Origin of the sequence: Brevundimonas faecalis (assembly GCF_040549405.1) — a bacterium.
Classification (GTDB): domain Bacteria; phylum Pseudomonadota; class Alphaproteobacteria; order Caulobacterales; family Caulobacteraceae; genus Brevundimonas; species Brevundimonas faecalis.
The window spans coordinates 688303-701361 of record NZ_JBEPTF010000001.1 but is presented as its reverse complement, the minus strand read 5'-3'; the positions used below and the strand labels follow the sequence as shown (position 1 = coordinate 701361).

Annotated in this window: 13 protein-coding genes; 7 read left to right on the top strand and 6 right to left on the bottom strand. The window is 63.4% G+C overall.

Features of this window, described 5'->3' with window-relative positions:
* Positions 1 to 25: 25 nt before the first annotated feature.
* On the bottom strand, positions 26 to 982 hold the full coding sequence (locus ABIE19_RS03300) for a glycosyltransferase family 9 protein (RefSeq protein WP_354087692.1): 957 nt from the start codon (positions 980 to 982) through the stop codon (positions 26 to 28).
* Positions 983 to 1050: 68 nt separating this feature from the next.
* On the bottom strand, positions 1051 to 2238 hold the full coding sequence (locus ABIE19_RS03295; protein WP_354087691.1) for an MFS transporter: 1188 nt from the start codon (positions 2236 to 2238) through the stop codon (positions 1051 to 1053).
* Positions 2239 to 2349: 111 nt separating this feature from the next.
* On the opposite strand from ABIE19_RS03295, the gene ABIE19_RS03290 reads away from it, so the two are divergent.
* Together ABIE19_RS03290 and ABIE19_RS03285 are read left to right on the top strand one after the other, a co-directional pair.
* Positions 2350 to 3147, top strand: a complete 798-nt coding sequence (locus ABIE19_RS03290) for an AraC family transcriptional regulator (RefSeq protein WP_354087690.1) — start codon at positions 2350 to 2352, stop codon at positions 3145 to 3147.
* A gap of 73 nt (positions 3148 to 3220) precedes the next feature.
* Positions 3221 to 3448: a hypothetical protein gene (locus tag ABIE19_RS03285; RefSeq protein WP_354087689.1), complete on the top strand. Its 228-nt coding sequence runs from the start codon at positions 3221 to 3223 to the stop codon at positions 3446 to 3448.
* Between the two features lie 265 nt (positions 3449 to 3713).
* Here ABIE19_RS03285 and ABIE19_RS03280 read toward each other — a convergent pair whose 3' ends face one another.
* Together ABIE19_RS03280 and ABIE19_RS03275 are read right to left on the bottom strand one after the other, a co-directional pair.
* Entirely contained in the window at positions 3714 to 4253 is a 540-nt protein-coding gene (locus tag ABIE19_RS03280; protein WP_354087688.1) for a hypothetical protein, read from the bottom strand.
* Between the two features lie 291 nt (positions 4254 to 4544).
* Positions 4545 to 5228 carry a DUF4386 domain-containing protein gene (locus ABIE19_RS03275; RefSeq protein ID WP_354087687.1) on the bottom strand — a complete coding sequence of 228 codons (684 nt, stop codon included), beginning with the start codon at positions 5226 to 5228 and terminating at the stop codon, positions 4545 to 4547.
* An 885-nt stretch (positions 5229 to 6113) separates the two neighbouring features.
* Here ABIE19_RS03275 and ABIE19_RS03270 point away from each other — a divergent pair.
* Complete coding sequence (locus ABIE19_RS03270) at positions 6114 to 6659, top strand: hypothetical protein (protein ID WP_354087686.1); 546 nt, start codon at positions 6114 to 6116, stop codon at positions 6657 to 6659.
* Between the two features lie 155 nt (positions 6660 to 6814).
* Here ABIE19_RS03270 and ABIE19_RS03265 read toward each other — a convergent pair whose 3' ends face one another.
* Positions 6815 to 7972, bottom strand: coding sequence for a hypothetical protein (locus tag ABIE19_RS03265; protein ID WP_354087685.1), 1158 nt, complete (start codon positions 7970 to 7972; stop codon positions 6815 to 6817).
* A gap of 528 nt (positions 7973 to 8500) precedes the next feature.
* Here ABIE19_RS03265 and ABIE19_RS03260 point away from each other — a divergent pair.
* From ABIE19_RS03260 to ABIE19_RS03245, 4 genes are all read left to right on the top strand, one after another.
* Positions 8501 to 9697 (top strand): tyrosine-type recombinase/integrase, encoded by a 1197-nt coding sequence (locus ABIE19_RS03260; protein ID WP_354087684.1) that lies wholly within the window; start codon positions 8501 to 8503, stop codon positions 9695 to 9697.
* A gap of 325 nt (positions 9698 to 10022) precedes the next feature.
* A complete protein-coding gene (locus ABIE19_RS03255) occupies positions 10023 to 10793 on the top strand; it encodes a hypothetical protein (RefSeq protein ID WP_354087683.1) in 771 nt (256 codons plus the stop codon).
* Positions 10794 to 10840: 47 nt separating this feature from the next.
* Complete coding sequence (locus ABIE19_RS17495) at positions 10841 to 11833, top strand: ImmA/IrrE family metallo-endopeptidase (RefSeq protein WP_435521127.1); 993 nt, start codon at positions 10841 to 10843, stop codon at positions 11831 to 11833.
* Positions 11826 to 12512 (top strand): hypothetical protein, encoded by a 687-nt coding sequence (locus ABIE19_RS03245; protein WP_354087682.1) that lies wholly within the window; start codon positions 11826 to 11828, stop codon positions 12510 to 12512. The genes ABIE19_RS17495 and ABIE19_RS03245 overlap by 8 nt, the downstream gene beginning before the upstream one ends.
* Before the next feature lie 2 nt (positions 12513 to 12514).
* Here the strand turns inward: ABIE19_RS03245 and ABIE19_RS03240 are convergent, their stop codons facing one another.
* Complete coding sequence (locus ABIE19_RS03240; RefSeq protein WP_346522182.1) at positions 12515 to 13054, bottom strand: hypothetical protein; 540 nt, start codon at positions 13052 to 13054, stop codon at positions 12515 to 12517.
* Positions 13055 to 13059 lie beyond the last annotated feature (5 nt).

Here is a 13059-nt window from a genome sequence, read left to right as displayed (position 1 = left end):
GGCCCGGGGGACAACCCCCGAAGACCTACTCGGCCAGTTGCGCCAGCAGCTTGCGCGACGCCTTCAGCACCCGCTCATAGGGCAGGTCCATCATGTGCTGGATGTGCTGGTTCAGGCGGGGGTCCAGGTCGATGAACTCCTGCAAGCTGCGCGGGCCGCGCACGGCCGCGCCGGTCCAGGGGCGGCGCAACACCTCGTCCGAGGGGCCGAACACCCCGATGGCCGGCACGCCCGCCGCGACCGCCAGTTGGGTCCACAGCGAGTCCGCCCCCAGGTAGAAGTCGGCGCGGGACAGGGCCGCCACGGTCTGCAGCCGCGTCAGCCTGCCCTGCAGTTCGATCACCCGGTGACGGGCCACGGCGAAGCGGATGGTGTGGGCCGAATCCCGGTCGATGTCCTCGCCCACGATCATCAGCCGCCCGCCCGCCAGGGGGCCGTCCTCGGCCAGAAGCGGCCCGGCGACCTTGGCGTAGCGCTCGGCCGGCCAGCGCTTGCCGATCCAGTCGACGCCGGGGCCGATGGCCAGGATGGGCCCCTCGCCCGGCGGGATCAGGGCGTCGGCGGCCTCCTGCGTGTCGCGCCCCACGAACAGCTTGGGCGCCGGGATCTCGTCCAGTTGCAGCACCCGCGCCGCCTGTTCGACCAGGTGGACGTCGGGCAGGAGCTTGTCCTTCACCGCCCGTTTCTGACGCCGCAGCTTGCCCGACAGGGTCGAGCCGCGCATGTCGACCACCAGGCCCCAGCGGGTCTCCCGCACCTGGTTCCACAAGGCGATCCAGTCCCAGCGGCCGTCGCGGTCCAGGGTGATCAGGCGTTGCAGGCGCGGCAGGTCGGCGAACAGCGGCGCGCTGGCCGGAGAGCCGACCACGGTGAAGGTCGCCTGGGGAACGGCCTCGACCAGATGGGCGAGCACGCCCGAGGAGAGGACCGCCTCCTCGGCGTCCGCCTCGGCGATATAGAGGATGGGGAAACGCCCATGCATGGCGCGACCCTAGAGGGATTCTCCACGAAATTCAGCGGGGATGCGGCATGGGGCGTCGAAGGGCCGCCTCAGCCGATCTGGACCGCCCGTCCGGCGCGGAAACCGAAGCCGGCCATCAGCAGGCCGACGGCCGCGCACAGCAGCAGAGGCAGGCGCCAGCCGCCCGTCGTCTCGTGCAGGACGCCGACCAGGGAGGGCGCGACCGAGGCGACGACATAGCCCACGGACTGGGCCATGCCCGACAGGGCCGCCGCCTGGCCGGCCGAACTCGCCCTCAGGCTGACGAAGGCCAGGGCCAGGATGAAGGTCGCCCCCGTGCCGAAGCCGAACAGGGCGGCCCAGACCACGGCCAGTCCCGGCGCGACGATCAGGCCGAGCATCGCCGCCACGGTCGCCAGCGGCGTCAGGGCGGCGATCAGCCGCTGGTCCTTCATCCGGGCGACCAACAGGCCCAGGAAGAGGCCGGGAACCGCCGTCGCCAGCTGCGAGACGCCGTGCAGGGAGCCCGCGGCGGCGGCCGAATAGCCCGCCTCGGCCAGGATGGCCGGCAGCCAGGCCACGACCACATAGTAGACGAGGGAGTTCAGGCCGAAGAAGGCCGTGACCTGCCAGGCCAGGGGCGCGCGCCAGACGCTGTCGCCGTGGGGCGGGGTCGGGACGTCGGCGGTCGGCGGCGTCGAGGCCCGCAGTTGGGGCGCCCAGACCGCCAGGGCCGTCAGGGTCACGGGCAGGAAGGCCAGCAGCGCCCAGTTCCAGCTCGACCCCGGCAGGGTCGCGATCGGCACGGCGAAGGCCGAGGCCAGGGCCGCCGCCGCCCCCGCCGTCAGGGCGTAGGCGCTGGTCAGGCCGGCGATGCGGTCGGGACAGTCGCGCTTCAGCAGGCTGGGCAGCAGGACGTTGGCCACGGCTATGCCCAGGCCGATGGCGAGGGAGCCCCCGAACAGGGCCGGGGTCGATCCGGCCGCCCTGAGGCCGACGCCCCCGGCGATCAGGAGCAAGGCCGCGAACAGGCAACGCTCCAGCCCGTACTCCCGCGCCAGCAGGACGCAGAAGGGCGAGGCGACGGCGAAGGCCAGCAGCGGCAGGGCCGTCAGCCCGCCCGCCTCCGCCGCGCTGAGCGACAGCCCGTCGCGGATCATGTCCAGCAGGGGCGCCACGCCGGTGATGGGCGCCCTCAGGTTGGCGGCGATCAGCAGCACGCCCAGGAGCAGCAGGGGCCTGGCGTAGAGGGAGGAAGGGGCGGACGAACGCTTCATGGGGAGGAGCCTTTGGGGGAGGGGTCCCTGTCCTAGCGCCGCGCCCTCATCATGAACTTCGCGATTTTGTCGATTGATCGCTATATTCGGCCAATGAAGGAAATGAAGGACATGAAGGATCTGAACTGCGACAGCGACGATCCCGTGGGCGGCTTCGATCCCGACCGGACGGGCCGACGGATCGCCGCCCTGGGCCTCGACATCGCCGATCACGCCGAGGAGATACCGGTCCACCGCCATCGCCAGGGCCAGTTGGTCTTCGCCCGGCAGGGGGCCGTGACCTGCCGGGCGGACGGCGGCTCCTGGATCGTGCCCGCCGGGCGGGGCGTCTGGATTCCGGGCGGCGTCGCCCACAGCAACCGGGCCACGGCGAACGCGCGCCTGGCCTTTCTCTTCGTGGAGCCGGGCGCGGCCGCCCTGCCCGACCGATGCTGCACCCTGGCCGTCTCGCCCATGGTGCGGGAGATGATCGCCCACCTGGCGGACCGGCCGCAGGACGCGCCGTTCGACGCGCGCGCCGAGCGGCTGGAGCAGGTGCTGCTCGACGAACTCGCCGTCATGCCGCGCGAGGATTTCGGCCTGCCGGGCTCGGAGCATCGCCAGGTCGGACGCATCCTGGCCGCCCTGACGGCCGACCCCGCCGACCGGCGCACCCAGGCCGAATGGGCGCGCGAGGTCGGCGCCAGCGAACGCGCCCTGACCCGGCTGATGCTCCAGGAGACGGGCATGACCTTCGGCCGGTGGCGACAGCGGCTGCACCTGGCGGTCGCCCTGCGCGAACTGGCGAGCGGCGCCTCGGTCCAGCGCACGGCCGAGGACCTGGGCTACGCCTCGACCACCGCCTTCATCACCATGTTCAAGAAGGCCACGGGCCGCACCCCCGCCCGCTTCTTCGCCCCGGATCGCTGAGGGCGGTCAGGGGATAGGCGTGAACACTGCGGCGTCCGTTGCGGACGACGGCGAAATCACCTTCTCTGAGGGCATGCTCAAAGCCTACTCGATCACCTCTCGCCTGCTCCAGATTACGGGAGTGCTGATCCTCGCGGGTTCAGCCTTTCTGGCCGCCGCCTTCCTGTACGGCGGGGACAGGCCCGCCTCGCTGTTCTGCGGCGCCGCAGCCCTCGCTTCGGCCATCGTCGTCATTCTCGCAGGCCGAATGCGGAAACAGATGAAGGCTTGGTCCGACAAGTTCCCGCCGAGCCTCCGCTAACCACCCTTCAGCGAACTTCGCTTCACGGCCCTTTGCGGACGTTTCTTCAGCCCGTCCAAATGCGCGCGCCTACGCTACAGACGAAGGGCGGGTCTAGGGCGCCGCTTCCTCTCCTCCCCTGCGCAGCGGGGGAGGAGTTTGAAGGCGCGGCGCCTTCGCCCGCGACCCATTGCGTAAATCAGCCCGCGCGCCAGGCCTGAGCCTGAAATCCAGCGCCCCCTTTCAGCGCCGACGCCCAGGACCGCAATCGGCCTGTTGCGGCCCTTCAGCGTTGAGCAAAGAGACCATTAAAACTCCTCAGTTCAAACCGCTCTACCGAGCCAGGGCCGCCGGTTGCGGCGATGGAAAACGCCACCAAACCCACAACCGGGCAGACCACGCTTGTCGTCGCGCCTCGCTCGGAAACGGCGCTGATCTCAGTGCACGGCCATGTCCAATAGGTCATGGGGCGGGAGGAATAACGAAACTCGCCGTTCAAAAAATCGGGCGGCGGCAACGACGACAACAGCGGCTGTCCGCTCCGCATCCGATAGCAACGGATCGACCCTCGGCTGCATGGGGTCAGGGGCTCGCCGAACCCGCCCTTGGCTACGGCTTCTCGATCGTCTCTGTACTCAGACCAAGTTTCACCCGTCTTAGGATCAGCGAAGAGGTACATGCCCTGGAAACCGCCTTCCGTAACTTGGTAAGCCACATCAAAGGAGGCGTCGGTCCGGCCGGATGCTGGTTCGATATCCGGCGCAGGCGATGGCTCAGAACAACTCGCCAACGCAACCAGAAAGACGGTGATCAGAGCGTTGCGCATTGCCGAAGGTTGACACCGATCAAGCCCTCTTTCCACCCTTTGCGGACCTCGGCGCGCGCCTTGGACTCCGGACATCACCGACCTTGATCCCGACAACCCGAACGACGCCTCGCGGCCGAGGTCGTCCGACGTCGTGTGGCGTTTCGGACAGGACCTGAAGGCGCTTCATCAGGCCGAAATCCGGGACGCGTTCAGCGCCGCGATCGCCGACATGCCTCGCCTCAGGGCCAAGGTCCGCCTTCGGCGCCGACGCCCAGGACCGAAATCGACCTATTGCGGACTCGCAGAGCGTCAGCTTCGGGCGTCGGTCGTCATGTCTCGTCCCACGCCCTTCACAAGGAGCCATATCGCCAGCGACGCCTCGGCGATCAGGCAAGGGAGCAGAATGGCGGGAGAGATAGCGCTCCAAACGTCTGGCGCGACCAACATCGCCGACGTGTTCAGGAGGTAGCAAAGCCCCGCCAGCATCATCAGCACGCCCAGCGACCTCGGCACGAGGCGTGAAAGGGCGATCAGAACCCCTGTCAGGATGCAGAAGCCGGCGAAGAACAGCAGCGCCAGCCCCAGACCGACCGTATGCAGACGGATCGCGAGGTAGGCCAGCGCCTGCCCCTCCACCTCAGACCCTACCGCTAAAGGAATGTAGAGGAGCAGCAGGTTGCCCGCCTCTATCGTCGTGCAGATCAGGATGAAGGCCAGAGCGCACCGCGCCAGCGTCGGGTTCACACGATTGAAGAAGCCGTAGAGGATCACGCCCAACGGCACATTGGCGATCAGCCCGACGGCGTTGACCCCGATACCCAGACGCCAAAGCAGATCATTCGCCGCTATGGCGCCCGCAAGGGCCTCGGCGGACCCGCCCTGCGTCAGAGGCTGAAATATAGCCGCCTGCGCCAACAGCCCGGCGACAATGATGATCAGATAGGCGAGCCCCGCCATGCGACCAGAGGACTGCGTTGGGGAAAAGGCGCTCACAGCGACACACTCGCGACACGGCGAACTCGTCGCCCTCACGGCCAAGCTAGGCCCCGCCGCTCATGCCGCAAGTTACAATCCCGCAATCCGTCCCGGCAGGAAATCAACGGCCCGCTCATAGGGCGTGACGTCTCGAATGTCTGCTCCAGGTCGGATCACGCAAGGCCGCTCCCCCCATAGCGGACGACGGCGGCGACCGCTTTCCGCCTGACGGCCGACGTCGGCTTTCGACGCCAGCGCCCAAGGCCGAAATCGACCCATAGGCGATATTCGGATGATCGATTAGTCGCCAGCCGGACAGCGAAGGTATCCCCTAACGGGATAGTATCCGACAACCACGGCGTCACGCGGCTGTCCGATCGTTGAAATATCCTCGAAAGCCCAGCAGCGCTCTGACCTCTGCTCGGTTAGCAGTGACGTTTCGGAGGACCTCACCTCCCGACCGCACACCCCGGCGTCGGTGATTCTGACAGATTGAATTACGACGCGGCTCCCCTCCGCTGAACAAAACGAAAGTTCAGTAAAGTCAGGATCGCGCTGCCTGGAGAGGCGAGCCTGCCCGTGCTTGAGACTTCGCTCCGCCGCCAAGGCCTTATGCGCTGAAACGGAATCTGGAAGTGAACGGGTGTATGACACCGAGGGGACGCAGGCCGACATCGACAGTGCGATGACTAAACTCACTGCTCGCTGAGCGATGCATAGCTTATTGGTCATGATCCCCCCACTGAGTTCGATACGTTGCCCCAGCCAACGTACGCTAACCGCCCTTAGCGGAAGCTGGAAGCGTCCACTGTCCGACCGGCGGCGCCTCCCTTCACCAACAGCCCCCTCGCCTCCCGAACCGTCCCCCGCGCATTCCTCGCCGCCTTGCGCTAAACCCCGCCCATGTCCCTGCCCCTTCTTCCCGACCGGACCTGCGGCGGCTGCGTCGAGTGCTGCCGCGTGATTCCGCTGGACCTGCCCGAACTGGCCAAGCCCACGGGGGAGTTGTGCGGCTATTGCGTCGACGGGGCGGGGTGTTCGGTGCACCAGGTGCGGCCCCAGACCTGCCGCGTCTGGTTCTGTCTGTGGCGGGCGGTCGAGCTGTCGGACGACTGGCGGCCGGACCGGAGCGGGGTCATCATCCGGCCGGACGGGGTCGAGCGGGGCGAGATCACCCTCTATGTGGTGCGCCGGTCCGACTTCCTGGCGGGGGTGGACTTCTTCGCGACCGTCGCCGGCTGGATCGCCGAGGGGGTGGAGGTGGCGCTCAGCGTCCCCGGCCCGGTCGGGACCTATCCGGCCCGCGCCGTCGTCACCGACTGGCTGCGCCCCGCCGTCGAGGAGGGCGACCTGGAGGACTTCGTCGGCCGGGTGATCGCCTCCCTGGACCGGCTGGCCCGGCACGATTTCCAGCCGGACGGGGTCGTCGCGCGGTATGCGGTGATCTGAGGCCTTCTCCCCTTGTGGGAGGATGCGCTCAAGCCGCCGAAGGCGTCGGCGCGCCGACCCTTGGCCGACATCGACGGCGACCGGTTTCCGGCCTGAGGGCCGACGTCCGCTTTAGAGACCAAGGTCCAGGACCGAAATCGACCCGTTGCGGACATTCAGTCGGTCTGCTCGCGGGCTGCGGCCCCGATGGTCACATTTTCGAGGAAGAGCTCGAACGATCGAATGTCTTCGACAAGGCGCGAAGTCGTGGTCACGACGTACCCCTCGTAAGTCGCGCCAGGATTGGAGCCTGATCCAGTGGAAGCATAGACGGTGATCTCGACCTGATCCCCCTCGCGCAATTCGCACGCCACTGATGGGAAGCCTCCCAGCGTCGGCTTTTGGCTTCTAAACAGCTTCGACGTTTCCGGAGACAGGGGACGCCACGGCACGGATGGCGCCTCGACCACCGGGCATCCATTCCGACGCCACCGTGCGACTTCGACGCCCATCTGACGAGACTGATCAAGCGTCTCGCACGGTATGCCAGGTGCGCGCACCATGGCATAGAAACCGCGCGGCTCTCCGTCATCGCTTCTCGCCGTACAGACCGCGCTGGACACCGGAAAAACCGCACTCAGGCCAAGCTGGGCGTTTCGATATACGTGCTGGCCGTCCGAGACTGTTGGTCTTTCCATACCGCACTGGATCCTGTCCTCTGGGCAGGGCACCAAGGCCGTCTGCGCCGTTCGGGTGTCGATCCTCACGGCGTGCGCGCCGGGCCAGCCGTCGGCATCGATAGTCGAAACGATCCAATGGTCATCAAACCGCTTCGCTTGGAATGGGCCGTCCTTGAAGTTCGCTTGTGAAAGCGCACTAGACGCGATCCGCTCCGCCTCGTTCCGATCTGTGACGGACCTGATGCGGACCTGCCAGCCGAATGCGCTCGGAGGCAGGGCTGCCCAGCCCATGGCTTGGCATGCATCGGGCGTGTGGCAGCGACTGCCTTCGATGACGAATGTAACGGGCACGGGCAGCGCCGCAAAGAGGAGGGCCGCCACCATCCGTAGCCGCCATGCCGCCAAGCCCGATCCCACTACGGCTATCAGCGCCAAGACAGCCGAGACGATGTGCAGGACGCTCCAGGTATCGAAAACCGTCCCTTTTGACGCAAGATACCAGAGGTACGAGGCTCCGTTGGAGAGAGACGCCAAGGAGCCAAGAAACAACACCGCAACCAGAAGCCCAAGAAGGCAGGTGACGAACCACGCCAGAGGTGTTTTCGGAAGGCGTGCCTTAGCTTCCGGACATAGTAGAGCGCCGACCTTCATCATGTCTGTTACCCCCGCTCCGTTTCGGCCAGAGAACGGTATAGCTAGATCAACATGGGTCAAATGCTAGCGTCGATGCGGCCTGTCACGAACACCTAGGCGAGGTCCGCTTCCCGCCCCTAGCGGAAATCGAGACCGACCGCCTCCCGAACCGCCCCCTGGCCGGGCCTGCGGCGGCTGCGTCGAGTGCCGCCGTGTGATTTCGCTGGACCTGCCGGAACTGGCCAAGCCCACGGGGGCGTGGTGCGGATAAGGCGGCTCGCGCAGCGAGACGGGTGAGGGGTGTCGACGGCGGGGTTTGAAGTTAAGACCTTCTCGCCGCGCGCCCCCTTCTGAACGTCGCGCCCACACCCCTCATCCGAGCGCCTCCGGCGCCCACCTTCTCCCACAAGGGGAGAAGGGGTGATGTTACGGGTTTGTTTCTCTTCAGATTTGTCCACGCTCAAGGCCTGCTCAAGGCCTATCCAGCCAATGGAGAGTCAAGGACTTAGGCCCTGAGGCGACACAGACCCTGCACAGGGAGCCGCCCCGATGGCCTTTTTGATAGACCCCCAGGAGCTGAAGCCTGGCCTCATCCTCTTCCGCCGCGCGGACGTTCAGCACCGCAACTGGTACTGCCGCATCAAGGTGCCGGGCTCCGACCGGTACAAGACGGTCTCGCTCCGCACCGCCGATGTGACCACGGCCAAGGAGGCGGCCTTCGACGCCGACGCGGACCTGCGCTTTCGCGTGAAGCATGATGTCCCGGTGTTCAACCGGACCTTCGCCCAGATCGCGAAGATGTACGCTGACCATCAGCAGGCTCGCTCAGAGGCCGGTGAGATCACTCACCATCGCTGGGAGGTGGTCGAGTCCATCATTCGTGCCCAGATCAATCGTTACGTGGGCGCCAAGCAGATCGCCCACGTCTCGCACGACGACTTCCTGGGCTATCCCCTCTGGCGCCGACAGAATGGGCTGGGTCGCGGCGGACGGCCGGTGTCGGACGCCACCATCCGCTATGAGATGTCTATCTTTCGTTCCGTCATCGCCTTCGCGGTCGGCAAGCGCTTCGTGCCGGAGAGCCATATCTACAAGGGCAAGTTGCCCCTAGCGAAGGTGCGCCGGGAGGAGTTCACGCCTGAGGAGTATCGCAAGCTCCACACCTTCGCGCGTGGCTGGATCAAGCGCGCCAGAACCAGGAAATTCGAATGGCACCGACAACTCGCCTACAACTTCATTTTGATCATGTGCAACACAGGCATGCGTCCGGCCGAAGCCAAGAACCTCCGCTGGAGGGACGTGGCGATCCGAACCGACGCAGACGGCCGACGCATGGTCGTTCTGCAAGTGCGGGGGAAGGACAAGTCGCGCCAGCTGGTCGCGGCAGGGAATGTTGCTGACTATCTGGAGCGAGTTCGCTCCCTGACAACCAATGAGACGGCGCCCGAGGGCGCCGTCTTCGTCAACGGCAAGGGTGATCCCGCAGCCACTCTCTATGCGGATCAGATTGAAGCGCTCCTTAGAGAAGCAGGCCTGCTTCTCAGCGCCTCAGGCTCCCCCCGGTCCACCTATTGCTTCCGCCACACCTACGCGACCTTCCGGCTAACGGAGGGCGTGGATGTCTATTTCCTGTCAAAGCAGATGGGCACGTCAGTGAAGATGATCGAGGACCACTACGGCCACATCAATCCGGTGAAGAATGCCGCTCGCATCTTGCAGGGATTGCCGGGTTGGGAGGCTATCTAGCTCGAGGACCTAACATTGACAGCCGACCGGGAAGCTGCCCTTGGATTTCTTGGGGCCCCGCCGCATGCTCGTTTGAGGAGGTGCGGTTATTACTTCTAACCCACCGTAGCTGCGGCTACGTCCGGAAATGACGGGAGCGCCTGCCACACTCTCAGGGATCAGTGGCGCAACAATACAGGCCAAATTACGCATCTTCTCCACAGGCAGTCCACAGGCTGCCCAACGAGTCGTTCACACTCTTCTCCACGCTTAATCTTGCCCGTTGAGGCGTTCCCATTGAGGGGCTGCGCCTCAGGTGCGAGAGGGTTGGGATGAGGCCCGCACCATGAACATAATTGCCCGTCTGGAGCCCAAATTTTCGGGCCCGAGCCAGCCTCTGAATTTCAGCGCAGATGGCTATGTCTGCTGGTCCCGTATGCAGGCAGAAGCAGGGCAGGCACTTGCCGCGATCATCAAGCGCAAAGAGGTTGAGCGGCAGGCTGGCGACGGCGTCTTCTTTTGGGGTGTCGGAAATCCGCCAGCCCTGGCGACGAACGCATTGGCACGCGCAGCGGTGCAGGTGCCTGCCATATTCTCGATCATGAAGTCGCGGCCTAAAGCGAGCGATATCGCACCCGCCCGGACGTTTGTTTGGCGGCAGTATATTGACGCATTTGGCATGATCCGCCCATTGCCTGCCCACGCCCTCATTACGAGCCGGGCGGATAGCGGGACTGGCCCCAAACGTTCTCACTACTCACTGATATGCCGATCAGATAAGCCGCTGGAACTTCGGCACGACAAACCATTCGATCCCGAAGCATACCGCAATGCAAGCAGTGCGGGGGGGCGTGTGGGAGCTTCACAGGTCACTGCATTGTTGCGGCGCGTCGCCGTCGAGCAGGAAACGTCCGACTATGCCGCCAACATGGTGGCCTGCCTAACAGGAAGCTATTGGGTCCGTCTCACCGATCCCGATCTCCTTGATTCAGCCAGGCTTTCAATGCTCGGGACGGTCGATGAAGTTGACCCCACCGAATGGTGTAGGGTTGTTAAAAAGATTCGACGCGACGGCCAGCGCGAGGCATCGCCCGAAGCAAGTGATCGGCTATTGTAGCAACCGCTCCATGCTATGCTATTCTAGCATAGGGGGACAAGAATGCTGTGGCCGACGAAAACGCGAAGCTCATAGATCGACTGCGGAAGGCAGGCTTTAGCCGCGCCGCCATCGAAGCCGCTTGGCCATCTTGGTGGACAGAGGACGCCGATAAATCGCCTTCTGGCCGCGCGGAGTTGCGGTTTGCGCTCGCTCGCCGCCTCGGCTTGGACCCGCGCCCCCTGCTGGGCGAGCGCGTTGAATTTATATGGAATGACGAAGCCAAATTCAAACACCTCTCAGCTGCGAGCGAACACCAAAAATCTGCGCTAACATCATTTGGCGTATCAATCGGTCGATTGCTATTACGGGCCACGCCGAGATCGGGTATACGCAACGTGTCTGCCGATAAGCTACGCGACTCTATACTTTCATCGAATGCGTTCGTAGACTTGGAGTCTCTAATATCTGCGTGTTGGGCCTTGGGTATACCGGTAATATACCTCCGAGTGTTCCCTATGGAGGCCAAATCCATGCACGCGATGGTCGTCAGCGTTGACGACAGATTTGCGATTTTGCTCGGCCGCGACGCCCAGTATCCTGCCCCAGTCGCATTTACGCTCGCGCATGAGCTGGGCCACGTGATGCTTGATCACCTTAAGGGGGCGCCCGCTCTAGTCGACGTAGAAGACCCAGCATCGACTAGCAGCGACGATGACCAAGAGAAAGAGGCCGATCAATTCGCCCTTACCTTGCTGACGGGGGGAGCGGACCGCGAGATCAAGACTAACCTTAAAGAATTTAACGCGCCAACACTAGCAAATGCCGTTATGCGCGCAGCGGCTCAATACCGCATTGAACCTGGAACTATGGCGCTTTGCGTCGGATACCAAACCGGATTATGGGCCGTCGCGACCTCCGCTCTTAACTTCATATACTCGAGGTCAATACCAGCGTGGCCGGAGGTTAATGGCATAGCAAACTCTGAACTCGAATGGGATGAGTTGAGCATTGATTCCCAATGTTATCTAAAAAAAGTCATGGCAATTTCGGATGTCTGATTTGGTTCTCTTGGATAATGATGTGGCATTGAAAATATCTTGCTACTCATTGGTTGATGAGTTTTTCGCAACTACCAGATCGGGTGCGTCATCAACCTCAATGCTTGGGGTTGGAAAATATGTCATCTGCAACCGCGTTGATCGTACATCTAAGATCGTCGATCGGGATCGCGCGAGGCGGGCCGTAGAATACCTCCTGTCTTCGATCTCTCTAATAGAACCGAGTGACAATGAATTGGAGGCGGCGGCTGCGCTGGAAGCGAAAGCAACCATGCAAGGGCTTGAGCTTGATAGCGGAGAAAGCCAGCTTTTGGCTATAATGGCGCATCGTGGGCACGAACTCCTTATCACTGGAGATAAGCGCGCCATCAAAGCAATGGCTATCGTTGCTACCGAAGCTTCTTCCAATCGCGTTGCCTGCCTGGAGCAGCTCTTTGGATGGATGATTGCCGCTTGCACGCTCGATCAGATACGAAGCGCAGTATGCAAAGAACCATCCGTAGATCAGGCAATTACGATTTGCTTTGGCTGTAGCCAATGCTCTTCTGTCGATTTCAACGTGGCCGAAGCGCTTTCCAGCTACATCCGGCACCTAGATGGAGAGGCCCCAGGAGTTCTGCGCCACAGCACTAAGTACCCAAAGATCAGCGATGCGACCGACACGACCGCACCGGGATGAATTTATCGCTCCCCACGAAGGAATACAGCATACGGATCTTTCAGTTTCGCCACCAGTCCAATCTCTATAATCTTGGGCTCACGATCATTGGGTAGCTCTGGAGCATCCGTTACCTCAAGGCAGGCTTTGTCAACGCGCCCCTTTATGTAAAGGCTACCTAATCGGCCCGTACTAGGGCCAACAGGCACGCGAGTCTGATCCAAGGGTAGGTTCATGCTGTCTGCATGCAGGTCCTCAATTAGAAGTGCATACTTTGAACCACGGACTTCAATAGTATCCGGTATTTCTGACCAGCTCTGGCCATCTACGGAGTACTCCGCAGCAACGCCAGATCCAAAGTGATTGGACTGCATTTGCTCCATCACTAAGTGAATCGGCTGACCTCGCTCTGCAAAGCTTCGGGCGAACGGCTGCACCATAGATGCTGGGTGGCAGGTGTTCCCACCATATCCCCACATACCAAATCCAGTATTAGCAATCTCCGACCGCTTGCGCGCGATTATTTTGTCTAAATCTTCGCTAGCGTGAGTGCCGATCTTCATGAAGA

Bases quoted from the DNA above. Each gene is read 5' to 3' on its own strand.
- ABIE19_RS03300 (WP_354087692.1), bottom strand. From the start codon at position 982: ATGCATGGGCGTTTCCCCATCCTCTATATCGCCGAGGCGGACGCCGAG.
- ABIE19_RS03295 (WP_354087691.1), bottom strand. From the start codon at position 2,238: ATGAAGCGTTCGTCCGCCCCTTCCTCCCTCTACGCCAGGCCCCTGCTG.
- ABIE19_RS03290 (WP_354087690.1), top strand. From the start codon at position 2,350: ATGAAGGATCTGAACTGCGACAGCGACGATCCCGTGGGCGGCTTCGAT.
- ABIE19_RS03285 (WP_354087689.1), top strand. From the start codon at position 3,221: ATGCTCAAAGCCTACTCGATCACCTCTCGCCTGCTCCAGATTACGGGA.
- ABIE19_RS03280 (WP_354087688.1), bottom strand. From the start codon at position 4,253: ATGCGCAACGCTCTGATCACCGTCTTTCTGGTTGCGTTGGCGAGTTGT.
- ABIE19_RS03270 (WP_354087686.1), top strand. From the start codon at position 6,114: ATGTCCCTGCCCCTTCTTCCCGACCGGACCTGCGGCGGCTGCGTCGAG.
- ABIE19_RS03265 (WP_354087685.1), bottom strand. From the start codon at position 7,972: ATGATGAAGGTCGGCGCTCTACTATGTCCGGAAGCTAAGGCACGCCTT.
- ABIE19_RS03260 (WP_354087684.1), top strand. From the start codon at position 8,501: ATGGCCTTTTTGATAGACCCCCAGGAGCTGAAGCCTGGCCTCATCCTC.
- ABIE19_RS03255 (WP_354087683.1), top strand. From the start codon at position 10,023: ATGAACATAATTGCCCGTCTGGAGCCCAAATTTTCGGGCCCGAGCCAG.
- ABIE19_RS03245 (WP_354087682.1), top strand. From the start codon at position 11,826: ATGTCTGATTTGGTTCTCTTGGATAATGATGTGGCATTGAAAATATCT.
- ABIE19_RS03240 (WP_346522182.1), bottom strand. From the start codon at position 13,054: ATGAAGATCGGCACTCACGCTAGCGAAGATTTAGACAAAATAATCGCG.